A 22,884-nucleotide genomic window follows, 5' to 3' on the forward strand; every position below is an offset into this window, starting at 1 on the left:
GGTTCTACAACAGGCGCCCTGCGGCGCCTGTTGTTTTTCCGGCCTCCGTTTTTTGGAGGCTACGCACGCTCAAGCTTCGCGCTGGCTTGTGGCGCGGATCAGCGCAGCAGCCCCTGTTCGTGCAGGAAATCCAGCAGACGCCGGACCATGGATTGGGCACGAGCGTCGAGATTGCGCTGCCCAGTCAACCAGCGCCCGTCGGTTGCCGGCACCCGGCCTTGTGTCAGCGCGTCGCGCAGCAGCGCGCGAAGCTGGGCTTCGGTATGCGTCCCGTCCAGGTAGGGCAGCAACCAGCGCTCGGCTGGCTTGAACCCGGGATTGCAGGCATCGTGCCACAGATTGAATACGCCGACCGAGGAGGTGGCGCCGACCGAAGCCGTGGCATCCGGCGGCACGGTCAGCAATCGACAACCGGGCGTCAGCGCGGGAAGACCGGGTTTGGCTTCCGCATAGGGGTCCCCATCCCGCGTGATGTACAGCATCCCCATTTGATAAAGCGTGCGCACGCTAGCCAGCACGCGCTCACGCGCCGGGCTGGCTGGTGCCGTACGCGCCAGCGCTGTAGCGACGATAGGCGCATCGAGCAGCGCATCGACGCTCTGCGAGCGTGGCCAGGTATCGGTCAAACTGCGCATGACGGCCTCTATCACGGCATCGTTCGTGGTCAACGTCTGCTCTTTATGGTTCTTGTATTGCAGCCGCGGCTTCGGCGCGTTATCCACCCTGCCCGTTTCTGTGAATCGACCCGCAAAGCGAAGGTCGGTTAGGCGCCCGAGGTCGGGATCATTGCCGATGGCGGCATGACGCTTGGCGTCGATCAGCAGGCTCTTGCGGAAATTGCGACAGATCGCGAAATCGAGGTATTGCTGGCGTAAGACTTTGGGCTGACCAAGAGCGATCAGGCTGTGGTTCAGCTGCACATTTCGTCCGTAACTTCCATTCATTTCAGAGAAGGCTTCGGCATCGCCAACGTAAGCTAGACCTGCCTGCTGGGCGGCTTCGGCAAACTCGATGAAATAGCAGGGCGTGTTGTGCAATTCCAGGTATTCATGCGCTAGGTAGTGGTCAGAGTGCTTGCGCAGCTTTGCGACCGCAGACTTCAGTGCCGGTGCCAGTGTATTGCCCACGGCCACCCCCTCAGACAGGAGAGTCAGCATGGCCTTTGCTCGCGCCAGCCTATCGGCGTCGCAGTCCGCGCCATGACTGTGTATCTGCATCGCATCACGCACGATGTCACCCACTTTCCATCCGGGATAAGTGTTGTAGCTGACACAGGCGATGCCTTGTGGGGACAGATTTTCTCGGCAAATGCGCAGGATGGCCTGCTTGACTTCGGGCGGAACCCAGCTGAACACGCCATGCGCAATGATGTAGTCGAACTGACCGAAATTATTGTCGATCTGGGTCAAATCCATCGCATGCAGGCTCAGGTTCCCGGCTCCCAGGTTTGCAGCAATTTTCTGGCCATGTCGGATCTGCTCCGACGAGAGGTCCACGCCGACTGCCGTCGCGTTCGGATAGGAAAGGGCGAAAGGCAGCAGGTTTCCCCCTGCCGAGCAACCCAATTCCAGCACGCGTGCGGTTTCCACAGGGGCCGTTTCGACACCGTACAACCAAGCAGTTGCACGAAGATAGGCGGGAGCGGTGAAGAAGAAGGCATGCGAAAGATACTGATTACGGTCGTAAGAGTCAGCGATTTCCTGGATCATCGATTCCAGGTTTTCGGTATGGCTGGGTAGGATATCGGTCATGGTCATTTTCCGGGCTAAGATCGTGGTCGATAGCATATATCAGGCCGCGCCTCGAAACGGTGCTGCACACGAAAATCGAGCGTGAAAAATTGCTATGGGTCATCGTGAGCAGGGTGTGAAAGGGCGCGGCATGTTGTAAGCTGCTGGTATGCTGGGAAAGCGATTCAAAATTTATGATAATAGGACGCTCAAATGGATATATCTGGAGCTTGGCGAGCCATCAAAAACCTCAGTAAAAAAGAATTTGAGGAGAAGATCAATTCTGAATCTCTGCCCAAAAATCGAAAAGATTTACTTTTCAAATTCATCCAAGGGGAGATTCAAGTCAGCTACAATTGCAAGCTTGATGTTGAGGAGTATGCCCTCAAGTACTTAATGCCATATTTTTACAACTCTATTCCTCACGAAGGGCATCCATATTCAAGCGGCGAACTCTACGAATATGATCCGCCCAAAAATGGGCAGAACATCATCAGGCATGGCATTGGATTTGATGAAGTTGTCAGTTATTCAAGAAAATTCGGGACATTGCTAGTTCCCATTCCCGACAAAATAGATAGGGAAAGATGCGTGATCTTTTCTGATCTCGACTTGAGGCGCGAAGAAGATCAACTAGAAATAATGCATCCCTCCAAGATCCGAGATATGAACTACACCATTTCTATTGCGAGCCTTAGAAATGGAAAATTCAGGTTTATTTCTGCAAGGCTTTTAAGCTCAAAAAAGAAAAAATACGTAGAAACCATAGCGCAGGCTCTCAGAGAGGTAGTGCATGACGAACGGGCAAGACGGGATTTTATCGACCGCTGCGTTGAAATCCTAGAAAAAAACCTGATTCAGCCTGCATTGCCAGACGCCCTGACTTCAGGCGAAGTATCTGCACAAGCTCGCCATGACCATCGAAACCACCTGCAGCCAAACCCGTGAGCAGCTCAAGACGCTGATGGACCGTGCTGTCGACGACCGCGAAGTCGTTGTGGTGTCAGGCGTGAGCGTGGTGTTGCCGATGGTGGTTCAGCGGCTGGATGGCCAGGCGCATGCCCATCGCCTTCAGGATCGCCGACAGGGTCTTGAGTTCGGGATTTCCCTTCTCGGAGAGGGTCCGGTACAGGGTATGAGCATTGACGTCGGCCTGACGCGCAACCTCCTGCACACCGCCGAATGCTTTGCTCAGGGTACGCAGGGCCAGCATCAGGTCGGTCTCGTCGCCGTCTTCCAGCACAGAATTGAGGTAGTCAGCGGCCAGTTCCGGGTCCTTGCGGAACATCTCGACCGTTGCTTCCTCGTGGGTTCGATGTGCCTTGGCCATTTCGCTTCTCCCAGTCCTTCAACAACTTCACGGCACGCTCGATGTCGCGGCTCTGCGATTTTTTGTCGCCGCCGCTGGTCAGCATGATCACCATGTTGCCCACATGGGCGTAGTACACGCGGTATCCGGCCCCAACATCGACCCGGAGTTCCCAAACACCATCCTCCGCGGAGAGGCCCGCGTGCTGGCGCGCACCCTGACCCGCCGCTTCGGCGAGCTGCCCGCCTGGGCCGAAGCGTGCCTCAGCACAGCCACCGAAGCGCAGCTCGAAGCCTGGTCCGACGTAAGCGGTAACTGACCGGCGTCCTTGCCTACTTCGAGATTGCGAAGAGATCGGATCGCAACGGGTTGGCAGCGAAGTGCTGCTTCCACAGCCTGGGGGTGAGTTGCGCCACGTCGGCGGCCGGGTGCTGCCCGACACGCTGGAGCACATCGACCAGGTACGCATAGGGGTCGATGTCGTGCAGGCGGCAGGTGGCGATCAGGCTTTGCGCGATGCCCACGTATTTGGCGCCGACCTCGGTCCAGCAGAAGAGCCAGTTGCGACGGCCCATCGGCACCACGCGCAGGGCGCGCTCCAGGTGATTGGTGTCGATCGGCACCTCGGGGTCGGCCAGATACACCTCGAGGGCGGCGCGGCGCTCGCGCACATACGCCATGGCGGTGGTGAGCGGGGAGCTGGGGGAGCTGGGCAGCAGGCCCTGGGATTCGAACTGGGCATCGACCCAGGCGAAGAACTGGTGGACCACGGGCTTCGCCTGCGCGAGCCGGTGCGCGCGGCGTGCTTCGCCGACGAGCTTGGCTTCGCGGATGTGCTTCTCCACCGCGTACAGCTTGCCAATCATGTCCAGCGCCTGGCCTGCGCGCTCGGGCTCGACCGACTGCGCATCGAAGAACTTCCGCCTCGAATGGGCCCAGCATTGAGCGTGTGTGAGCCCGCATTTTTCAGCGTAGCGTTCGTAGGCCCCGTAGCCATCAGTGAGCAGCACCGCCCCCTTGGGCGGCGGGTCGGTGCCCAGTGTCTGCGCGATGTGCTTGCCGCCCCGGCCCTCGTGATAGGGGAAGCAGATCTCGTCACGCTCGCCATAGACCGGCCAGAAATAGCCGCCCTTCATCTTGCCCGGGCCGGCACGGCCCGCCTTGATCGGGGTCTCGTCCATCGCCTTGACCCGGCTCGCGCGGATCGAGTCGAGTTGGGCGACAAAGACCGGTTCGAGCAGTGAGAGCGCCGCGTGGGTGAGTTGCGTGAGCCACGGGCGCGAGACCTTGATGCCGTTGTCCCCGAGCCGTTGGTGCTGGCGATACAGCGGCTGGTGGTAGCAGAACTTGTCGGTGATGAGCCCGGCGACGAAGCTCACGTCGGCCCGGCTGCCCTCGATCACCCCGACCGGCGCCGCCGGGCAAGACATCACCTGGGTGTCGCGGTGCTTGATCACCGGGCGCACGTATTTGAGGATGACGTAGCTGCCCGGGCGCTGCGCGAGCCGGAAACTCGTCTTCTCGCCAATCACCTCGTACTGGTCCGGGGCGAGCCCTTCGGCGTCCGGGTTGGGCAGCGCGATCGTCTCGACCGGCACCCGGGTCTCGTCAAAGAACAGCGCCGGCTCGTCGTCCCGGGCGTAATCGGTGGCGCGGGCCCGGCGGGTGTGGGCGGCGATGTCCTTGCCAGGCGGCGGGGGCGAGGATTCGGGCACCGGCAACTCGCCCAGGTGCATCTGATGCGGGTCGGCCTCGAAGAGGCGCTTCTCGCTCTTCTGGCCGAACAGCTGCCGCCGGAACCAGTCGAGCTGGTGTTTCATCGCCTGGAACTCAAGCCGCATCGCATCGAGTTGGCGCTGTGTGGCCGCGTTCGCCTGGGCCAGTTCCACGACTTGCTCAGGGGCCCAGCGGGCGGCCTCGGCAAGCGTCGGAACGGTCAGGAAAACGGGCGTTGTCATGGCCCGCATTTTACCGCAAAAGCCAGCATTCATGCGGCTTTCACCGCGATTTCTGGCAGTTTGAAGCGGCGTTTGAAGCGCGCCGGCTCGATGCCTTCGAGCAGCAATTTGAGCCCTGTCCAGTCCATCTCGCGGCTGACCGCCTTGGACCAGTCCGACACGAAGCGCCCCGACTCGAGCCGCTTGGCCCAGATGCAAAAGCCGCTGCGATCCCAGTACAGCACCTTCATCTGGGTCGCCCGCCGGTTGATGAACACGAACAGATGCCCCGACAAAGGGTCCTGTCCCACGCCGTGGTGTGCCAGTGCATAGAGCCCGTCGAAGGATTTGCGCATATCGACCGGCCGACCATACAGGTGCACCCGTACCGTGCCCTCCGGGAAGAACATCAGCCGCGCACCAGGTGCAGTACCAGTCCGCCACCCAGATCGAGCTTGAGCTCGAGGCGCGAGGCGCCGCCTGAGCCCAGCACGCCCAGATCGACGAACGCCTCTTGCCGAGCCGGCGTTCGAGCGTCTGCTGCACCGCTCGCCAGAGCAACGAGTGCCCGCCAGCGTTGAAAGCTCGAGACGCTGATCGACTCGCGCGCGCAAAACGCCGCCACGCTCAGTCCGCTCGATACATGGCGGGCGAACACCTCCCGCCACTCGTCCCGACTGCGCCGCCGCCACTTGCGCTTGATTGCTCCTGCCATGAACACCGCCTCCGTTGTTGAACCTGGAGGCGATTGTCCACGCCGATCATGCGACCGGGAACAACGCCGGGCAGTTACCGCTTACGGTCCGACGCCGCGCTCGACACCCGCAGCCTGGCCGAGGTGTTCGCCGAACCGTAGGGGCGACCCGCCGGGTCGCCCCTACAGCCAGCCATTGAAGGGATCAGGACCTGATCCGCCAGAAGCAGCTCGCTCCGGGCGGACAGCTGCCGCCGGTGCTGCCGATCGTGCTCTACAACGGCGAACGGCGTTGGCGCGCGCCCACCACGCTGGCGGCGCTGGTGCCGCCGCTGCCGGCATTCCTGAAGCCGCTGCAGCCGCAGATGCGCTACGTGCTGATCGACGAAGGCGCCTACCCGGACGAAACCCTGCGCGGACTGCCGCAAAACCTCGCCGCCGCCATCTTCCAGGCCGAACGCCTGCAGACGCCCGCGGCGATCCAGGACTTCGTCGCCCGCCTGGAGGCCGAAACCCGCGCCCCGGCCTTCGCCCGCGTGCGCCGCATCGTCGCCATCTGGCTGCGTGCGGTCCTCAGGCATAATCGCACCTACGCCATCGATCTGCCCGAACTGGACGATCTGCAGGAGCTGAACACCATGCTGTCGCAACGCATCGAAAAATGGGCCAAGGACTACCTCGCCGCGGGTGAGCAGAAGGGGCGGATGGAAGGACGGGTGGAAGGGCTGCAGCAAGGCGTCCTCCGCGGAGAGGCCCGCGTGCTGGCACGCATCCTGACCCGTCGCTTCGGCGAGCTGCCCGGCTGGGCCGAAGCGCACCTCAGCGCAGCCACCGAAGCGCAGCTCGAAGCCTGGTCCGACGCCGTGCTCGACGCCCGCAGCCTGGCCGAGGTGTTCGCCGAACCGCAGGGGCGACCCGGCGGGTCGCCCCCACCGGCCAGCCATTGAAGGGAATCGGGGCCGGCCCCGTTTTACTCGCGGACTCGCGCGCAGCGATCTGTTCCCGGTAGTTCAGACCATCTTGATGATCAGGCGCTTGCCGCAGGCATGTGCGTACTTGCGCAGCGTGGCGAACGAGGGCGAATGGTGCTCGCTGCGGATCGAGGCTTCCAGGCGCGACACGGCACTCTTGGTCGTTCCCATGCGGGCTGCGACTTCCTCTTGGGTCAGGCCCGCCTGCTTGCGGGCCTGCAGCAGTTCGTTGAGTGCAGCGTACTCCTCTTCCAATCCGTCCCACGCGGCCTTGAATCCTGGCCGTTGCATGGCACGGGCAAGTTCCGCCTTGGTGTCCAGGCGAACCGGCTTGAATTGCTCGCTATGCATGTTTGACCTCCTTCAGTCGCTTGCGGGCTGTTTTCAGTTCCCGATCGGGCGTTTCCTGCGTCTTCTTGATAAAGCTGTGCAGGATCACGATCTCGCGTCCGACCATCGTGCAGTAGAACGCACGGCCAATTCCTTCCGCGCCCTTGCAACGTAACTCGAAGAGTCCGTCGCCCATGGCACGTGAGTGCGGCAAACGTAGGTCGGCACCGTGCTCTTCCATTAGTAGGAGCAGGCGAAGGTAGTCGGCGTAGATGCCAACCGGCCACTCGGTGATCTCGCGTTGCACGCGCTCATTGAAGTAGCTGACAGCCCAGTTCATGTCCTGGAGGTTAGCGAATTTGATAACTTTTGCAACTGGGTAGCCATTTCGCTTCTCCCAGTCCCGTTCAGCAACTTCACTGCACGCTCGATGTTGCCGCCGATCAGTAATGAACCTCAGCCACGCGAATCAAGCGCTGGGGTTGCACAGCGAGCATTTACATCTCAGGCGTGTGGCCGGGCCTCGATGGCGAGCTTGGCGATGTAGCCCGAGCGGGTTTCACCCGCGGCACGGGCGCGCGCATCGAGCCGGGCCAGCACGCGGCGTGGCAGGGTGATGTTCACCCGCTCGGCCTTGTCGTCGAGGATGGCGGGGTCGACTTCGGCCACGGCCCAGATCCATCCATCGAATTCGGGATTGGCGCGGTGCGCCGCGATGGAGGTCGGTGCTGGAATGTCGCCGCCGTCGTCCATCACCGCCTCGATCCACGCCGCAATGGCTTCCTTGGCGTTGTCGGTGGCTTCGTCGATGCCGCTGTCGGCCGCCGAAAAGCAGCCCGGCAGGCTGGAAGCGCACCTCAGCGCAGCTGCCGAAGTGCAGCTCGAAGCCTGGTCCGACGCCGTGCTCGACACCCACAGCCTGGCCGAGGTTTTCGCCGAACCGTAGGGGCGACCCGGCGGGTCGCCCCTACAGCCAGCCATTGAAGGGAATCGGGGTCAAACGCCGCCTTGCGGCTGCCGGAGTCGCCAACACGGTGGTGCTGCACGCAGCGCGCCAAGCAGGTTGCGGCTCTCCGGGCTGCTGCCGATTATTTCAAAAACATAACCATATGGGATAGCATGGCCTGCCTACGACTCCGGCCAGCCCCCATGCCTGCGCGCGATCACGATTCCGGCTACAAGCTGCTGTTCTCCGACCCGCTGATGGTGCGCGACCTGGTGCGCGGTTTCGTCGATGATCCCTGGCTGCAGCGGCTCGATTTTTCCACCTTGGAGCCGGTCAAGGGCCACTACGTCACCGAGGACATGCGCCAGCGCGCCGACGACGTGGTATGGCGGGTGAGGGCCGACGAGGGCTGGGTGTATCTGTACCTGCTGATCGAGTTCCAGCACGCTGTCGACCGCTTCATGGCGTTGCGCATGCTGGTGTATGTGGGGCTGCTGTATCAGGACCTGATCCGCCAGAAGCAGCTCGCCCCGGGCGGACAGCTGCCGCCGGTGCTGCCGATCGTGCTCTACAACGGCGAACGGCGTTGGCGCGCGCCCACCACGCTGGCGGCGCTGGTGCCGCCGCTGCCGGCATTCCTGAAGCCGCTGCAGCCGCAGATGCGCTACGTGCTGATCGACGAAGGCGCCTACCCGGACGAAACCCTGCGCGGACTGCCGCAAAACCTCGCCGCCGCCATCTTCCAGGCCGAACGATGCCTGCGCGCGACCACGATTCTGGCTACAAGCTGCTGTTTTCCGACCCGCTGATGGTGCGCGACCTGGTGCGCGGCTTCGTCGATGATCCGTGGCTGCAGCGGCTCGACTTTTCCACGCTGGAGCCGGTCAAGGGCCACTACGTCAGCGAGGACATGCGCCAGCGCGCCGACGACGTGGTGTGGCGGGTGAAGAGCGGCGAGGGCTGGGTGTATCTGTACCTGCTGATCGAGTTCCAGCACGCCATTGACCGCTTCATGGCGCTGCGCATGCTGGTGTATGTGGGGCTGCTGTACCAGGACCTGATCCGCCAGAAGCAGCTCGCCCCGGGCGGACAGCTGCCGCCGGTGCTGCCGATCGTGCTCTACAACGGCGAGCGGCGCTGGCGCGCACCGACCACGCTGGCGGCGCTGCTGCCGCCGCTGCCGGCATTTCTGAAACCGTTGCAGCCGCAGATGCGCTACGTGCTGATCGACGAGGGCGCCTACCCGGACGAAACCCTGCGCGGCCTGCCGCAAAACCTCGCCGCCGCGATCTTCCAGGCCGAACGCCTGCAGACGCCCGCGGCGATCCAGGACTTCGTCGCCCGCCTGGAGGCCGAAACCCGCGCCCCGGCCTTCGCCCGCGTGCGCCGCATCGTCGCCATCTGGCTGCGCGCGGTCCTCAGGCATAATCGCACCTACGCCATCGATCTGCCCGAACTGGACGATCTGCAGGAGCTGAACACCATGCTGTCGCAACGCATCGAAAAATGGGCCAAGGAGTACCTCGCCGCGGGTGAGCAGAAGGGGCGGGTGGAAGGGCTGCAGCAAGGCGTCCTCCGCGGAGAGGCCCGCGTGCTGGCACGCATCCTGACCCGTCGCTTCGGCGAGCTGCCCGGCTGGGCCGAAGCGCACCTCAGCGCAGCCACCGAAGCGCAGCTCGAAGCCTGGTCCGACGCCGTGCTCGACGCCCGCAGCCTGGCCGAGGTGTTCGCCGAACCGCAGGGGCGACCCGGCGGGGCGCCCCTACCGGCCAGCCATTGAAGGGAATCGGGGCCGCCCCGTTTTACTCGCGGACTCGCGCGCAGCGATTGTTTACCGCGGCCCAATGGGTAAATGACATCAGCAGGTAGTCGCCCTTCTTCGCAACGATCTGTTCCCAGTAGTTCAGACCATCTTGATGACCAGGCGCTTGCCGCAGGCGTGTGCGTACTTGCGCCTGCGTGACGTCCGCCACATTGGCGGCGGTGCGGACCAGACCAGAGTCGACATCAACACCGATGTGCGCCTTCATGCCGCCTGCAAAAGAAACTCGACTTTCACGGCCTCGAACGGAAAGACGATCCGGCCGTCCTCCGTGCGTTCGAGTACACCGGCGTTGAGCAGCGCCGTGATGTCGCCGTGAACAGCCTTGATGTCGCGGCCGACACGACGGGCCGCCTCTCGAATCGATACCGGACCGGCCCCGCACAATACCTTCAGCAGTTCCCACCGTTTTTCGGTCAGCACCTTCCAGAGCAGCTCGGGAGTGGCAAAGCTGATATGGGCCGACCGTTGTGGTTTGCCCGATTCCCAGGCGCGGGTAAAGTCCGCCATCGCGTCCGCGGGTGAGCGGACATCAAGCGTCACGGTTTTCATCGTTCCACCTCTGTATGTCGCGTTGAAAGTCGGCAATCAATTTTTCCGGAGTGGTGAAGGCGTAGGGGCTTTCAATTCGGCCGAGATGCCGATGATCGCCTTTTCCGGCTTCGTTGTCGTAACGGAGAACGCATTCGCCACGAACGACGTAGGCGAGTCGATACTTGAAATCATGGGATGATCCCCCTACGGGCCGAGGCAAGCGCCACAGCACGAGTTCAGCGAAAGACGACGCCGTGTAAGGGATGCGCGTCGAAACGAGCTGCATGGCTTTCATGTTGCACATGTTGACAACACATTGGACGTGTTGTCAATTACTCCAGCGGCTAGTCGTCCGGAGGTGGGTCGGCGCGGTGTAGAAGAAGGCTTCCGAGACGTACTGGCTGCGGTCGTAGTAGTCGGCAACAGGGCTCACCGCGAAACGGAGCCGGGCGTGAAAATCGGCCGGGCCTCGATGGCGAGCTTGGCGATGTAGCCCGAGCGGGTTTCACCCGCGGCACGGGCGCGCGCATCGAGCCGGGCCAGCACGCGGCGTGGCAGGGTGATGTTCACCCGCTCGGCCTTGTCGTCGAGGATGGCGGGGTCGACTTCGGCCACGGCCCAGATCCATCCATCGAATTCGGGATTGGCGCGGTGCGCCGCGATGGAGGTCGGTGCTGGAATGTCGCCGCCGTCGTCCATCACCGCCTCGATCCACGCCGCAATGGCTTCCTTGGCGTTGTCGGTGGCTTCGTCGATGCCGCTGTCGGCCGCCGAAAAGCAGCCCGGCAGGTCGGGCACCACCACGCCCCAGGCGTGCGTCCCGTCGCCCGGCTCGATTGCAATCGGGTATTTCATCGTCGTCTCCTTTACTTGAGCCCGGCCAGCTTCAACAGCTTGTGCGCCAGGTCCTTGCGCGGGTGCGGCACGCTGATGTGGCCGGGCTTGTCCGGGTGGCGGAACACGTGGTGAGAGCCGCGCACGTTGGCCAGCTCCCAGCCGCCGCGTTCCTGTTGCTTGATCAGGTCTGTGCCGTTCATGGTGTGGATCATACGCACGACGACCGGTGCCCAGAAAGGTAACGCCCACGATTGCCGCCCGCGTGCTGGCGCGCCAGCTGACCCGTCGTTTCGGCGAGCTGCCCGGCGGGGTGTTCGCCGAACCGCAGGGGCGACCCGCCGGGTCGCCCCTACAGCCAGCCATTGAAGGGGATTGGGATCGGGGTTAAACGCCGCCTTGCTGCTGTCGGGGTCGCCAACGCGGCGCTGCTGCACGTAGCGCGCCAGGCAGGTTGCGTCTCTCCGGGCCGCTGATGTTATACCAAAAACATAATCACATGGTATAGCATGGCCTACCCCACGACCCCGGCCAGCCCCTCATGCCCGCGCGCGACCACGATTCCGGCTACAAGCAGCTGTTTTCCGACCCGCTGATGGTGCGCGACCTGGCGCGCACCGACCACGCTGGCGGCGCTGGTGCCGCCGCTGCCGGCATTCCTGAAGCCGCTGCAGCCGCAGATGCGCTACGTGCTGATCGACGAAGGCGCCTACCCGGACGAAACCCTGCGCGGACTGCCGCAAAACCTCGCCGCCGCCATCTTCCAGGCCGAACGATGCCTGCGCGCGACCACGATTCTGGCTACAAGCTGCTGTTTTCCGACCCGCTGATGGTGCGCGACCTGGTGCGCGGCTTCGTCGATGATCCGTGGCTGCAGCGGCTCGACTTTTCCACGCTGGAGCCGGTCAAGGGCCACTACGTCAGCGAGGACATGCGCCAGCGCGCCGACGACGTGGTGTGGCGGGTGAAGAGCGGCGAGGGCTGGGTGTATCTGTACCTGCTGATCGAGTTCCAGCACGCCATTGACCGCTTCATGGCGCTGCGCATGCTGGTGTATGTGGGGCTGCTGTACCAGGACCTGATCCGCCAGAAGCAGCTCGCCCCGGGCGGACAGCTGCCGCCGGTGCTGCCGATCGTGCTCTACAACGGCGAGCGGCGCTGGCGCGCACCGACCACGCTGGCGGCGCTGCTGCCGCCGCTGCCGGCATTTCTGAAACCGTTGCAGCCGCAGATGCGCTACGTGCTGATCGACGAGGGCGCCTACCCGGACGAAACCCTGCGCGGCCTGCCGCAAAACCTCGCCGCCGCGATCTTCCAGGCCGAACGCCTGCAGACGCCCGCGGCGATCCAGGACTTCGTCGCCCGCCTGGAGGCCGAAACCCGCGCCCCGGCCTTCGCCCGCGTGCGCCGCATCGTCGCCATCTGGCTGCGTGCGGTCCTCAGGCATAATCGCACCTACGCCATCGATCTGCCCGAACTGGACGATCTGCAGGAGCTGAACACCATGCTGTCGCAACGCATCGAAAAATGGGCCAAGGACTACCTCGCCGCGGGTGAGCAGAAGGGGCGGATGGAAGGACGGGTGGAAGGGCTGCAGCAAGGCGTCCTCCGCGGAGAGACCCGCGTCCTCCGCGGAGAGGCCCGCGTGCTGGCACGCATCCTGACCCGTCGCTTCGGCGAGCTGCCCGGCTGGGCCGAAGCGCACCTCAGCGCAGCCACCGAAGCGCAGCTCGAAGCCTGGTCCGACGCCGTGCTCGACGCCCGCAGCCTGGCCGAGGTGTTCGCCGAACCGCGGGGGCGACCCGGCGGGTCGCCCCCGCCGGCCAGCCATTGAAGGGGATCGGGGCTGGCCCCGTTTTACTCGCGGCATGAACACGGCTTGTCGCGCTCCCGGCGTGCAACTACACTGCGTAATACCGCTCGGCAAATGGTATTACGCAGGATGAACACCCTTTCCATCAAGATCGATCCCGATCTCGAACGCGCCCTCGTACTGGCAAGCGAGCGCGAACACGTCAGCAAGTCCGAGTTGATGCGCCGCGCACTCGCGAGTTACCTGAACCAGCGTGCAGCAGTCACGTCGGCACCGTCCGCGCTCGATCTGGCCGGCGATCTTGCAGGCTGCTTCAGTGGCGGGCCTGCAGACCTGTCGTCCAACCCGCGCCACCTCGAGGATTTCGGCCGGCAATGAACCACCGGCTGATCCTCGACACCGGACCCTGGGTCGCACTGCTTTGCCGGGATGACGGCCATCACCGCTGGGCCAAGGCGCAGTTCGCACGATTTCCCGGCCCTTTCCTGACCTGCGAGGCCGTGGTTGCGGAAACGTGCTTTCTGCTCGCTCGCGCCGGCTTCGACCCCGCTCGGGCGCTCATGCTGCTCGAGCGCGGCGCAGTTCGGATCGCCATGCCGCTCGAAGAACAGATCGCACCGGTGCGCCGGTTGTTCGAACGCTACGACAACGTGCCTGCCTCGCTGGCCGACGCGTGCCTCGTGCGCATGTCCGAGCTGTTCGAACCCTGCAGCATCCTGACTCTCGACAGCGATTTCGGCATCTACCGGCGCCACGGCCGCAAGACGATTCCGGTTATATCGCCCCACGCGTAGCGCGCCGCGGCCGATGGAACGGTGCGGCGCACTGATCTCGTCACAGCGACCGAGGCGCAGCTCGAAGCCTGGTCCGACGACGTGCTCGACGCCCGCAGCCCTGGCCGAGGTGTTCGCCCAACCGTAGGGGCGACCCGCTGGGTCGCCCCTACTGACCGGATGCCGAACGATCAGGGCCAGGCCGTGATTGTGCCGTGCTCGATGCCCGCAGCCCGGGGCCCGCTCGGCCGTCGCCCCGCCCCGTCCGGCCGTGGAAAGCTTAGAATGGCCGCCCGCCACTCGTTGGGAATAACGGGTGGTTTGTGCATGGGGCCGCGCTGCAGGGCGGGTGGAGACGAGGACGATGGGCGACGAGCAGGACAAGTACAACCGGGTGGACAACCCGATCGAAGTCGAACAGCTGTTGGGGGCGCTGAGCGATGCCGACGGCGCCTGGATTCGCCTCGAGCGCGACGACGCCGAGCCGCAGCCGGTGCTGGTGGCCGAGCAGCGTCCGGGCGAGGTGCTGGTGCTCGATATCGGCGCGGTGCGCGGGATCGCCGGCGAGTTGCGCCGCGGACAGGCGTTTCGCGTGCTGGGGCGGGCCGGCGAACGCCTGCTGCGCACCGAGCCGATCGTCGCCGAGGCGGTGCGCGAGGAAGGGGGGCGGGTGTATTGCGATTGCCCCTATCCGGTGACGCTGGGCGTGCTGCAGCGGCGCGAGGCGTTTCGCGCGCGCCTGCGTCCGGGCATGGAAGTCGGCGTAGTCGTGCGCAGCGCCGATGCCGCCGGCAGTGTTCATGGCGACCTGCGCGACCTGTCGCTGGGTGGTTGCCAGGCGGCGCTGCCGCTGTCGTCGGGCACCCGCCTGCGCGATGCGCCTCTGCCGCTGGAGGTGGAGTTGTGCTTTCCCAACGGCACGCGCTTCATCATCGCCTCCCAGGCGACCCGCTTCAACACCGATATCCGTCGCCATGCGATGTTCGTCGGCTTCCGCTTCGAGGCCCCGAGCGCCGAGCAGGAGCGCCTGCTGTGGCAGTTCGTGCGCGAGATCGAGCGCGAAGTGGCGCGCCTGGACGGTACCCTGGCCGGCACCGTGCAGCCCTCGCCGCTGCTCACGCCGCCGCCCGGGGCCGAGCAGCCGGTGGGCTGGCGCGCGGCGCTGGTGCACCCGACGCCGATGGCGCGGCGGCTGGCGCGTGTTGCCGGCTACCTCGATGCCCAGGCGTTGGAGCTGCAGCACGGCAGCGACGTGGACCCGGCGCAGCTGTCGCGCCATGCCGACCTGCTGCTGACGCTGCTCGACGAAGACCGCGAAGCGGTGCTGTTCGCCACCCGCTGCATGCACCGTGAGCCGATGCCGGTGCGCCACGGCCTGGCAGTGGCCGCGCACCTGGTGGACCTGATGGGCGGGCCGCGGGTGACGCCCGCGCTGCGCAAGGCGGTGGCGGCGGCGGCGATGGTGCATGACCTGGGCAAGGTGCTGCTGCCGGCCGAGCTGATGGCTGCGACGACGCTCGATGCGCCGGCGCGCGCGCGCCTGGCCGAGCATGTCGGCTTGCTGGTCGAGCGTCTGGCGCGCTGCCGCTGGTTGGCCCCGAGCGTGGTGATGGCAGTGGTCGGCCAGATCAACGAACGTGTGGACGGCAGTGGCTACCCCGACGGCACCCATGCCGATGCGCTCGGCGAGCTGGCGCGCGCGGCGGCGGTGGTGGATGCGGTCGAGGCCATGCGCCGCGCCCGCGCCGACCGCCCGCCGCTGTCGCTGGCGGAAATCTACCGCACCCTGCTGCGCCCCGATTCGCCTTTCGATCCCAACTGGGTGCGGCGCCACCTGCGTCATTTCGGTGCGTTGCCGGTGGGGGCGCTGGTGCGTTACGAGGGCGACCGTCTGGCCTGGGTGCAGCGTCTCGACGAGAACCGCCGCCCGGTCCAGGTCGAGCTGACCGACCGCATCGCCGCCCCCGAAACCCTGACCGGAGAGATCCTGCGCGGACCGGCGCTGGCGCGTCTGGGTGCGGTGGTGGAGGAGTGCCCGGTCGACGCCTGAAGCGGCGTCTCAAGTCCGCGTCCCGATCGCCGATAAACCGAACAGCAGCGTGCGCTGGCGGCTTCTCCGCCGAGTGCACGTCGCCGCGCCCTGTCACACTGACCGTTGGCGTGGCGGTTGAAGAATCCACGATCGACGTTGACGGGAGGCAGGACATGGCCAGCATCAGCGCCCTGGGCATCGGCTCGGGGCTGGACCTGAACGGGTTGCTCGACCAGCTCAATTCGGCCGAGCGCGGCAAGCTCGCGCCGATCACGCAGCAGAAGAAAGTGGTGCAGGCGCGCATTTCGGCCTACGGGCGCATGCAGAGCGCGCTGGCGAGCTTTCGCGACGCCGCGACCAAGCTGGCCGATCCGGCGCATTTCCGCCAGGTGTCGAGCACGGTGTCGGGCAGCGCGGTGACGGCTACGTCGTCGGCCGATGCGGTCGCCGGGCGCTACGACGTCGAGGTTACCCATCTGGCGCGTGCGCAGAGCCTGGCGACGGCCGGTTTCGCCGCCAGCGACACCGACCTCGGCGCCGGCACGCTGACGATCGACGTGGGCGAAGGCGATGACGCGAAGACGCTGAGCATCGCATTGAGTGCGGACAAGAGCTCGCTGGCCGACATCCGCGACGCGATCAACGCCGAAAACGCCGGAGTGACCGCTTCGCTGGTCAACGACGGCAGCGCCGAGCCCTGGCGGCTGGTGCTGAGCACGACCGCCACCGGAACGGCTGCGGCGGTGAACGCGGTGGCTTTCGCCCACGACGGCGGCGATGCCGCGCTGGAAACGAAGTTCGCCTTCGATGCTGCGACCTACGACCCGCTCAACCCGCCCGCGGGCGCGGCTAGCGAAACGGTGGCAGCACGGGATGCGTCGTTCAAGGTCAATGGCGTGGCCATCTCCAGCGGCAGCAATACCGTGGAAAACGCGATCCAGGGGGTCAAGCTGAGCCTAGCCGAAGCCGGCACGGCGACGGTGACGGTGAGCCGCAATGAGAGCGGAGTGAAGGACGGGGTCGATAATTTCGTCAAGGCCTACAACAGCTTGCACTCGGCCTTGCGTGACCTGAGCGGCTACGACGCCGAAAGCGGCTCGGCCGGCATTCTGCTCGGCGACAGCACGCTGCGTTCGGTGCAGTCCCAGCTGCGCCGCGAGATCACCGCGATGGGCGGGGCGGGCGACGTGCGCATGCTGTCGGACCTGGGTATCCGCGTCCAGCTCGATGGCTCGCTGAAGGCCGAAGGCACCACGCTCGCCGACAAGATCGCCGCGGATCCCGCTGCCGTGTCGGCCTTTTTCGCCGGCACTGAAGCCGACGCGTCCACCGGGCTGGCCGCGCGCCTGGAGGCGCGGATCGCACCGATGCTCGACAGTGACGGCCTGTTCGACAACGCTACCAAGGCGCAGAAAGCGCAGGTGAAGTCCCTCGATCAGCGCTACACGCGCATGGAAGAGAGCATCGAGACCACGATCGCGCGCTACCGCGAGCAGTTCCGCCAGCTCGACAGCATGGTGGCGAGCATGAATCAGACCAGTGGTTACCTGACCCAGCAGTTCGACAATTTGAGCGCCATGCTCAAGAGTTCGAAGTGAGCGGGTGATTCGACAGAGAGATGACGCGACGACCGCCGCACTGCGCGCGCGGCGCGCGACAAGACAAGAAAAAGGAGTGATGCCGTGAATGTTCGTTACGGAGCCCGCGCCTATGCGCGCGTGGGCATCGAGAGCGGGGTGATGTCGGCCAGTCCGCACAAGCTGATCGTGATGCTGTTCGACGGCGCGATCGGTTTCATCCGTGCCGCCCGCCTGCACATGCAGGCGGGTCAGGTGGCGGCCAAGGGCGAGGCGATCTCGAAGGCGATCGACGTCGTCGGCGGCCTGTCGAGTGCGCTCGACCACGAACGCGGCGGCGAACTCGCCGGGCGGCTGGAGTCGCTCTACGATTACGTTTCCGATCTGCTGCTGAAGGCGAACCTGGAAAACAGCGTGGCCCGGCTCGACGAGGCCGAACGCCTGCTCGCGGACATCGCTTCGGCGTGGCGCGAGATCGGCGCCACGGCGGCGGACGCGGCCCATGGCTAGCGCGCATGGGGATGGCGCCCCGGTGCGCGACCTGCAGACGGTGGTGCTCGCCGGCTACGAGACGCTGCTGCGGCACTGCGCGCAGATGCTGGAGGCGGCGCGCGCCGACGACTGGGGGCGGCTGCTCGCGTACGAGTCGGCCTACATCGACACCGTTGAACGTCTCGGTCGCATGGAAGCCGGGCTGGCGCTCGATGCCACCGGGCGCGAGCGCAAGGCCGGGCTGCTGGAGCGCATCCTGGAGCACGATTTCGAGATCCGCGAACGCCTGCTCGCCCGCCGTGAAGAACTCGGGCGCCTGATCTCGGTGGCCGAGCGTGGCCACCTCGCCGGGCGGGCCTACCGCAGCCAGCAGCCATTGGCGCTGCCGGATGAGCGTGCGGAGCCGCTGCCCGGGATGCCGTGAGCGGTATCAACCCGCTGCTCGACACCCTGCTCCACCACGTGCTGGGGCGACGGGTCGATACGGCGCTTCCCGCCCCGCTCAATCAGGCCGTCGTTCCCCCCGGGGCGATCGAAGCACTGCGTGCGATCCATGGCGATGCTGGCGTCGATGGGCGCAAGGCCGACACTCTGGCGCCCCCCGGGCAGCGTGCCGAAGGCGCCGAAGCCGGCGCCGCCGCGCAGCGCCAAGACGCCCGTAGTCCGGGGGCATTGCCGGCGGCGGCGAACGCTTCGGCGCGGGTGCATTTGAGTCCGTCGGCGCGCGCGATCGCCGAATTGCTGTCCCGCTTTCCCGCTGCGCCTTCGGCGCTGCGTCCGGCGGCTCCGCTGCTGGGTGCCGGCGAAGCCGACCCCGCCGTGCTCGCCGGCCGTTTCGAACAGGGCGTGCGCGACAGCGGCCTGTTCTACGAAAGCCACCTCGCACGCTGGTACCAAGGGCGCCTGCCGGTCGCCCAGCTGCTGCGCGAACCCCAGATGGCGGGGCGCCCGCCACCGCCTCGGCAAGTCCGGCAGCGGCTGCGGGTGCCGGGGAGTCCGGCAAGTCCGGCAAGTCCGATTGCGCCACTCCCGCCGTCGCCCGCGCCGGGCGCCATCCCCTCGCCGCCGCCAGCCCCGGGTGCGCCATCCATGCCGTTCCCGCCGACTTCCGCCGGCAGCCGCGGGGAGGCTGCGGCCGTTAGCATCGAGCCTGGACGGGCGCCCTCGGACGAAGGGCCGGCGGGCGAGACGGTTTTGACTTCCTCTAACAAAATTGATAAAAGTCGTAACGTTTTGCAAAACTATCAGCGACTATCTCCCCTGCCGCCCGCCTCGGCCGGAGAGACCGTGCCGGAAGCGGTGAAGGTCGTGTCCGAAGCCGAGCCAGCGTCGTCGCGGGTGGTCGTGGAAGAAGGTTTGCAGGCGCTGGTGCGGCATCAGCTCGAGCTGCTGGCGACGCCGGTGCTGCGCTGGGAAGGCGAGGCCTGGAGCGGGTTGTTCGTCGTCCTCGCGTTGGCGCTGCCGCAGCTCGAAGGGCGCGCCGGGGCGCACGAAGGTGCAGGCGGGCAGGAGGGCGGCGAGGAGGACGAGCAGGAATGGCGCGCCGAACTCGGCCTCGATGTCGCCGGGTTGGGACCGTTGAGCGTTTCGTTGGCCTTGCGCGAGCGTGCGCTGGCGTTACGTCTGAGCGCAGCCGATGGCGGTGCGCGCGCGCGCCTCGAAGAAGGGCTCGAGGACTTGCGCAGTCGCCTCGAAGCGCTTGGTTTCGACACGCTCGAACTTGCCGTCGGTTCCGGAGCCGAAGATATGGGTGAGGACCGGGGAGTGGGCGGCGATGGGCGCTGAGCAGGGGGGGCGCCGGCAGGCGGTGGCGCTGGCCTATCGTGATGGTGACAGTGCCCCGCGGGTGGTGGCGCGCGGTTACGGCGAAATGGCCGAGCGCATCATCGCTGAGGCGCGTCGTTGCGGGGTCCATGTGCATGGTGCGCCCGAGCTGGTCGCGCTGCTGATGCAGATCGATGTGGACGAGACGATTCCGCCGGCCTTCTATCAGGTGGTGGCGGAGCTTCTGGTCTGGGTACGGGAGTTGGCTGCGGTGGATGCGGATGGAGACCCGCCGCTGTCGCAGGCGGCACGGAAAGGATGACCCAGGGCCAGCTTGCGGGCGGCTCCGGCCCCTAGGGGCTCTGCCTGAAATGCAGGGATACAAGCGGAAGCTGTAGTGATAAAGATGAAGAACGAACCGTTTGGAGAGGAAGTCGAGGAGCTCAATCTCCTGTACCTGATGCTTGCCCAGCGCATGCTGACTCAGGATCGGACGAGCGCGAAGTTCCGCTTGAAGATCAACGATGCGGTGGCTGATGTGCTGCTGTCGCTCAAGCCGCGCCAGGTGCGCCAGCTCGCGGCCTGCAATCAGCTCCTGTGCCGGCTGGTGTTCGACGATGCGGAGCGTTTCAAAGCGCTGGTCGAAAACCGCCGGTTGGAGGGGTTGACCGGGCTGCATGCGGCGATCGTGCTTGCTTCGGAAGGCGAGGACGAGGCGCAATGAGCGAAAAGAGCCTGGTTGCCGAGTTGGCCGAGATCAACCTCGCCGTCGAGCTGATCGAGTTGGGCGCGCGGCTGCACGTGCTGGAAGCCGAGACCGCAATCAGCCGCACGCGGCTGATCCGTTTCTACAAGGAAATCCGCGGAGTGTCCCCGCCCAAGGGGATGCTGCCGTTTTCCACCGACTGGTTCGTTACCTGGCAGCCCAACATTCATTCGTCGCTGTTTTACAACACCTACCTGCGCCTGCACGAAGATCCCGGCTGCGAGCGCATGGATGCGTTCGTCAAAGCGTTCCGCCTGTATCGGGAGCTCGTCGACCGCGATGGCGAGCAGGCCGTTCTGGGGCTGACGCGCGCATGGACGCTGGTGCGTTTTTTCGAAAGCGGGATGCTGCAGCGGTCGCGGTGCACGCGCTGCGGCGGAAAGTTCGTCGCCCACGCCCATGCACCGGTGCACGACTACGTCTGCGGCCTGTGCCAGCCGCCGTCGCGCGCCGGCAAGGGCGCGTCTTCGCATGCCGCGGCCAGGCGCTCGGAGCTGCGTACCGCTGGTGCGTGTAGCGGCCCGGCGAGCGGCTGAGTGGCGGTGGGACGCTCTCCTCGCGCCACCGGACCGGCTCTGCTGCGCAGGGGCGGCGGCAACCGCCGGTCGGCGATAGCGCGGGCGGGCTAAAGTTCCGCCGCCCGCAGCCGATTAAATCGGGAATTCCTTTTCAGATCTTCCTCTCCGGGGCTCCGCAGTGCTGATACCTCTCGGCTATATCGTCGTCATCGCCTCGGTTTTCGGCGGGTTCGTGCTCTCGGGCGGCAGCCTCGGGCCGCTGTTCCAGCCCACGGAGGTGTTGATGATCGTCGGCGCGGGAGTGGGCGCGTTCATCGCCTCGAACAACGGCAAGGCGATCCGCGCCACCTTCCGCAGCTTTTCCACGCTGCGCCGCAGCGCCGGCTACAACAAGGCCATGTACATGGAGCTGATGGCGCTCCTGTACCAGTTGCTGAGCAAGATCCGCCGCGAGGGCATGCTCGGCATCGAGCGCGACATCGACAACCCTGCGGAGAGTGCGCTCTTTTCGCAGTATCCGAAGGTGATCGAAGACCCGATGATCCTCGGTTTCCTGACCGACTACCTGCGCCTGATGGTGAGCGGCGGCATGAACCCGCACGAACTCGACGAGTTGATGCTGCACGAGATCGAGGGTTTCGAGCACGAGGCCCATGTGCCGGCCAATGCGCTCGCCCGGGTCGGCGACGCGATGCCCGCGTTCGGCATCGTCGCCGCGGTGATGGGGGTGGTGAAAGCCCTGAGCACGGCCAACGCGCCGCCCGACCAGATGGGGCAGATGATCGCCCACGCCCTGGTCGGCACCTTCCTCGGCATCCTCGTCGGCTACGGCTTCGTCAGTCCGGTGGCCCACCGCATCGAGCGCCAGGTCGCCGAGGCGGTGAAGATGCTGCAGTGCATCCGGGTGACGCTGCTCGCCAGCCTCAACGGCTACGCGCCGCCGATTGCGGTCGAGTTCGGGCGCAAGACCCTCGATTCGAGCGAGCGCCCCGATTTCGCCGAACTCGAAGCTCACGTGCGGGGCCCGCGGGCCGAGACGGGTAACGCATGAGCGCCCGTGGAGCGGGCGACCAGCGGCCGGTGATCATCGTCCGCCGCAAGAAAGTGGTGCATGGCCACCATGGCGGCAGCTGGAAGATCGCCCTGGCCGACTTCATGACGGCACTGATGGCCCTGTTCCTGGTGATGTGGATCATCTCCAACGCCGGCCAGAAGGAACGCGATGCGGTGGCGGAGTATTTCCGCACCCCCCTGCTGGTGTCGCTGACCGGCGGCGAACGCCAGGGCACGAGCGCGAACGTGATCCCGGGCGGCGGCCCCGATCCCGCGCACGCCGAGGGCGAGCGCCAGCGCATCGACCCGCTGAGCCAGACCCGGCCCACCGAGATCCAGCGGCGCGCGCTGCAGAACCTGCAGCAGCGCATCATCAACGCTGTCGAGGCCAGCCCGCAGCTGCGCGAGCTGCGCATCCAGATGCGCTTTGACGTGACCCGCGAAGGTTTGCGCGTACAGCTTGTCGATACCGACGCGCGGCCGATGTTCGATCTTGCGAGCGAACGCGTCGCCCCCTACATGCGCGATCTGCTGCACCTGCTCGCGCCCCTGCTCAACGAGCTGCCCAACGACCTCAGCATCGGCGGCCATACCGACGGCCTGCAGTACGTCGATGGCGTGCGCGGCGTCGGCAATTGGGAGCTGTCGGTCGGCCGTGCGAACGCGACCCGGCGCGAGCTGGTCGCCGGCGGGCTGGATGCCGACAAGCTGCTGCGCGTATCCGGCTTCGCTGACCGCGTGCCGCTGCCGTCGACCACGGCGGTCGATCCGGCGAACCGGCGCATCGAGGTGGTGGTGCTGTTCGACGAAGTGGCCGAACGCATCCGCCACCCGGTGGACGCGGTCGATGGCTTCGGTCGCCCGCTCGAAGCGCCGGCCGACGGGACAGGGGCCGGCGGGGATGCCGGCGCGAGCGGAAAGGCGCCCGGCGCGCCCGCGGACTGAACGGGCGGCGCCGGGGTGATGAGGCATACGGCATTGGACTACGC

At 65.8% G+C, this 22,884-nt stretch carries 32 protein-coding genes; 18 read left to right on the forward strand and 14 right to left on the reverse strand.

Annotated features, from left to right (window positions below):
• Window positions 1–98 precede the first annotated feature (98 nt).
• Window positions 99–1,751 carry a methyltransferase regulatory domain-containing protein gene (locus tag Tharo_RS01840; protein ID WP_159051644.1) on the reverse strand — a complete coding sequence of 551 codons (1,653 nt, stop codon included), beginning with the start codon at window positions 1,749–1,751 and terminating at the stop codon, window positions 99–101.
• 192 nt (window positions 1,752–1,943) lie between these two features.
• On the opposite strand from Tharo_RS01840, the gene Tharo_RS17520 reads away from it, so the two are divergent.
• The gene (locus tag Tharo_RS17520) at window positions 1,944–2,678 is read left to right on the forward strand and encodes a BrnT family toxin (protein WP_159051645.1); all 735 of its coding nucleotides are present in this window, start codon (window positions 1,944–1,946) and stop codon (window positions 2,676–2,678) included.
• Window positions 2,679–2,733: 55 nt separating this feature from the next.
• Here the strand turns inward: Tharo_RS17520 and Tharo_RS01850 are convergent, their stop codons facing one another.
• The 5 genes from Tharo_RS01850 to tnpA are packed head-to-tail and all read right to left on the reverse strand — an operon-like array spanning window position 2,734 to window position 5,691.
• Window positions 2,734–3,060, reverse strand: coding sequence for an addiction module antidote protein (locus Tharo_RS01850; protein WP_107219748.1), 327 nt, complete (start codon window positions 3,058–3,060; stop codon window positions 2,734–2,736).
• Window positions 2,987–3,481 carry a type II toxin-antitoxin system RelE/ParE family toxin gene (locus Tharo_RS18050; protein ID WP_281257416.1) on the reverse strand — a complete coding sequence of 165 codons (495 nt, stop codon included), beginning with the start codon at window positions 3,479–3,481 and terminating at the stop codon, window positions 2,987–2,989. Before Tharo_RS18050 ends, Tharo_RS01850 begins: the two co-directional genes overlap by 74 nt.
• Complete coding sequence (tnpC, locus tag Tharo_RS01860) at window positions 3,372–4,997, reverse strand: IS66 family transposase (RefSeq protein WP_107219749.1); 1,626 nt, start codon at window positions 4,995–4,997, stop codon at window positions 3,372–3,374. The genes Tharo_RS18050 and tnpC overlap by 110 nt, the downstream gene beginning before the upstream one ends.
• Window positions 4,998–5,026: 29 nt before the next feature.
• A complete protein-coding gene (gene tnpB, locus Tharo_RS01865; RefSeq protein WP_107219750.1) occupies window positions 5,027–5,386 on the reverse strand; it encodes an IS66 family insertion sequence element accessory protein TnpB in 360 nt (119 codons plus the stop codon).
• A complete protein-coding gene (tnpA, locus tag Tharo_RS01870; protein WP_107219751.1) occupies window positions 5,386–5,691 on the reverse strand; it encodes an IS66 family insertion sequence element accessory protein TnpA in 306 nt (101 codons plus the stop codon). The genes tnpB and tnpA overlap by 1 nt, the downstream gene beginning before the upstream one ends.
• 227 nt (window positions 5,692–5,918) lie before the next feature.
• Here tnpA and Tharo_RS01875 point away from each other — a divergent pair, with 227 nt between their 5' ends.
• On the forward strand, window positions 5,919–6,617 hold the full coding sequence (locus tag Tharo_RS01875; protein ID WP_281257448.1) for a DUF4351 domain-containing protein: 699 nt from the start codon (window positions 5,919–5,921) through the stop codon (window positions 6,615–6,617).
• A gap of 63 nt (window positions 6,618–6,680) precedes the next feature.
• Here Tharo_RS01875 and Tharo_RS01880 read toward each other — a convergent pair whose 3' ends face one another.
• The 3 genes from Tharo_RS01880 to Tharo_RS01890 form a co-directional block, all read right to left on the reverse strand.
• Complete coding sequence (locus tag Tharo_RS01880; protein ID WP_107219753.1) at window positions 6,681–6,992, reverse strand: helix-turn-helix domain-containing protein; 312 nt, start codon at window positions 6,990–6,992, stop codon at window positions 6,681–6,683.
• Window positions 6,985–7,311, reverse strand: a complete 327-nt coding sequence (locus Tharo_RS01885; protein ID WP_107219754.1) for a type II toxin-antitoxin system RelE/ParE family toxin — start codon at window positions 7,309–7,311, stop codon at window positions 6,985–6,987. Before Tharo_RS01885 ends, Tharo_RS01880 begins: the two co-directional genes overlap by 8 nt.
• 164 nt (window positions 7,312–7,475) lie before the next feature.
• Entirely contained in the window at window positions 7,476–7,952 is a 477-nt protein-coding gene (locus Tharo_RS01890; RefSeq protein ID WP_245880975.1) for a type II toxin-antitoxin system HicB family antitoxin, read from the reverse strand.
• 168 nt (window positions 7,953–8,120) lie between these two features.
• Here Tharo_RS01890 and Tharo_RS17850 point away from each other — a divergent pair, with 168 nt between their 5' ends.
• On the forward strand, window positions 8,121–8,726 hold the full coding sequence (locus Tharo_RS17850; protein WP_159051647.1) for an Rpn family recombination-promoting nuclease/putative transposase: 606 nt from the start codon (window positions 8,121–8,123) through the stop codon (window positions 8,724–8,726).
• Window positions 8,672–9,697 (forward strand): Rpn family recombination-promoting nuclease/putative transposase, encoded by a 1,026-nt coding sequence (locus tag Tharo_RS01900; protein ID WP_107219756.1) that lies wholly within the window; start codon window positions 8,672–8,674, stop codon window positions 9,695–9,697. The genes Tharo_RS17850 and Tharo_RS01900 overlap by 55 nt, the downstream gene beginning before the upstream one ends.
• 22 nt (window positions 9,698–9,719) lie before the next feature.
• Here Tharo_RS01900 and Tharo_RS17630 read toward each other — a convergent pair whose 3' ends face one another.
• The 5 genes from Tharo_RS17630 to Tharo_RS01920 form a co-directional block, all read right to left on the reverse strand.
• Window positions 9,720–9,947, reverse strand: a complete 228-nt coding sequence (locus tag Tharo_RS17630) for a hypothetical protein (RefSeq protein WP_170109998.1) — start codon at window positions 9,945–9,947, stop codon at window positions 9,720–9,722.
• Window positions 9,944–10,291, reverse strand: a complete 348-nt coding sequence (locus Tharo_RS01905; RefSeq protein ID WP_107219757.1) for an HVO_A0114 family putative DNA-binding protein — start codon at window positions 10,289–10,291, stop codon at window positions 9,944–9,946. The genes Tharo_RS17630 and Tharo_RS01905 overlap by 4 nt, the downstream gene beginning before the upstream one ends.
• The gene (locus Tharo_RS01910) at window positions 10,272–10,568 is read right to left on the reverse strand and encodes a toxin-antitoxin system TumE family protein (protein ID WP_211309648.1); all 297 of its coding nucleotides are present in this window, start codon (window positions 10,566–10,568) and stop codon (window positions 10,272–10,274) included. The genes Tharo_RS01905 and Tharo_RS01910 overlap by 20 nt, the downstream gene beginning before the upstream one ends.
• Before the next feature lie 134 nt (window positions 10,569–10,702).
• The gene (locus Tharo_RS01915; protein ID WP_107219759.1) at window positions 10,703–11,128 is read right to left on the reverse strand and encodes a type II toxin-antitoxin system HicB family antitoxin; all 426 of its coding nucleotides are present in this window, start codon (window positions 11,126–11,128) and stop codon (window positions 10,703–10,705) included.
• A gap of 11 nt (window positions 11,129–11,139) precedes the next feature.
• Window positions 11,140–11,310, reverse strand: a complete 171-nt coding sequence (locus Tharo_RS01920; protein WP_107219760.1) for a type II toxin-antitoxin system HicA family toxin — start codon at window positions 11,308–11,310, stop codon at window positions 11,140–11,142.
• A 435-nt stretch (window positions 11,311–11,745) separates the two neighbouring features.
• Here Tharo_RS01920 and Tharo_RS01925 point away from each other — a divergent pair, with 435 nt between their 5' ends.
• The 14 genes from Tharo_RS01925 to motB all read left to right on the forward strand — a co-directional run bounded on the left by Tharo_RS01925 (window position 11,746) and on the right by motB (window position 22,840).
• Window positions 11,746–11,937, forward strand: coding sequence for a hypothetical protein (locus Tharo_RS01925; protein WP_107219761.1), 192 nt, complete (start codon window positions 11,746–11,748; stop codon window positions 11,935–11,937).
• The gene (locus Tharo_RS01930; RefSeq protein ID WP_107219762.1) at window positions 11,883–12,941 is read left to right on the forward strand and encodes an Rpn family recombination-promoting nuclease/putative transposase; all 1,059 of its coding nucleotides are present in this window, start codon (window positions 11,883–11,885) and stop codon (window positions 12,939–12,941) included. The genes Tharo_RS01925 and Tharo_RS01930 overlap by 55 nt, the downstream gene beginning before the upstream one ends.
• Before the next feature lie 108 nt (window positions 12,942–13,049).
• Window positions 13,050–13,298, forward strand: coding sequence for a ribbon-helix-helix protein, CopG family (locus Tharo_RS01935; protein WP_159051648.1), 249 nt, complete (start codon window positions 13,050–13,052; stop codon window positions 13,296–13,298).
• Window positions 13,295–13,714, forward strand: a complete 420-nt coding sequence (locus tag Tharo_RS01940) for a type II toxin-antitoxin system VapC family toxin (protein WP_107219764.1) — start codon at window positions 13,295–13,297, stop codon at window positions 13,712–13,714. The genes Tharo_RS01935 and Tharo_RS01940 overlap by 4 nt, the downstream gene beginning before the upstream one ends.
• A gap of 343 nt (window positions 13,715–14,057) precedes the next feature.
• Window positions 14,058–15,743, forward strand: a complete 1,686-nt coding sequence (locus Tharo_RS01945) for an HD domain-containing phosphohydrolase (RefSeq protein WP_107219765.1) — start codon at window positions 14,058–14,060, stop codon at window positions 15,741–15,743.
• Between the two features lie 155 nt (window positions 15,744–15,898).
• A complete protein-coding gene (fliD, locus tag Tharo_RS01950; protein ID WP_107219766.1) occupies window positions 15,899–17,323 on the forward strand; it encodes a flagellar filament capping protein FliD in 1,425 nt (474 codons plus the stop codon).
• Window positions 17,324–17,407: 84 nt separating this feature from the next.
• Window positions 17,408–17,812: a flagellar export chaperone FliS gene (gene fliS / locus Tharo_RS01955; RefSeq protein ID WP_107219767.1), complete on the forward strand. Its 405-nt coding sequence runs from the start codon at window positions 17,408–17,410 to the stop codon at window positions 17,810–17,812.
• Window positions 17,805–18,218: a flagellar protein FliT gene (locus Tharo_RS01960; protein ID WP_107219768.1), complete on the forward strand. Its 414-nt coding sequence runs from the start codon at window positions 17,805–17,807 to the stop codon at window positions 18,216–18,218. The genes fliS and Tharo_RS01960 overlap by 8 nt, the downstream gene beginning before the upstream one ends.
• Complete coding sequence (gene fliK / locus Tharo_RS01965; protein WP_107219769.1) at window positions 18,215–19,579, forward strand: flagellar hook-length control protein FliK; 1,365 nt, start codon at window positions 18,215–18,217, stop codon at window positions 19,577–19,579. The genes Tharo_RS01960 and fliK overlap by 4 nt, the downstream gene beginning before the upstream one ends.
• On the forward strand, window positions 19,569–19,880 hold the full coding sequence (locus Tharo_RS01970) for an EscU/YscU/HrcU family type III secretion system export apparatus switch protein (RefSeq protein ID WP_107222275.1): 312 nt from the start codon (window positions 19,569–19,571) through the stop codon (window positions 19,878–19,880). Before fliK ends, Tharo_RS01970 begins: the two co-directional genes overlap by 11 nt.
• 84 nt (window positions 19,881–19,964) lie before the next feature.
• Entirely contained in the window at window positions 19,965–20,282 is a 318-nt protein-coding gene (gene flhD, locus Tharo_RS01975) for a flagellar transcriptional regulator FlhD (RefSeq protein ID WP_107219770.1), read from the forward strand.
• A complete protein-coding gene (flhC, locus tag Tharo_RS01980; protein ID WP_107219771.1) occupies window positions 20,279–20,860 on the forward strand; it encodes a flagellar transcriptional regulator FlhC in 582 nt (193 codons plus the stop codon). Before flhD ends, flhC begins: the two co-directional genes overlap by 4 nt.
• A 160-nt stretch (window positions 20,861–21,020) precedes the next feature.
• Entirely contained in the window at window positions 21,021–21,893 is an 873-nt protein-coding gene (gene motA, locus Tharo_RS01985; RefSeq protein WP_107219772.1) for a flagellar motor stator protein MotA, read from the forward strand.
• Window positions 21,890–22,840 (forward strand): flagellar motor protein MotB, encoded by a 951-nt coding sequence (motB, locus tag Tharo_RS01990; RefSeq protein ID WP_107219773.1) that lies wholly within the window; start codon window positions 21,890–21,892, stop codon window positions 22,838–22,840. Before motA ends, motB begins: the two co-directional genes overlap by 4 nt.
• The last annotated feature ends 44 nt before the right edge of the window (window positions 22,841–22,884 follow it).

The organism is Thauera aromatica K172 (assembly GCF_003030465.1).
Classification (GTDB): Bacteria; Pseudomonadota; Gammaproteobacteria; order Burkholderiales; family Rhodocyclaceae; genus Thauera; species Thauera aromatica.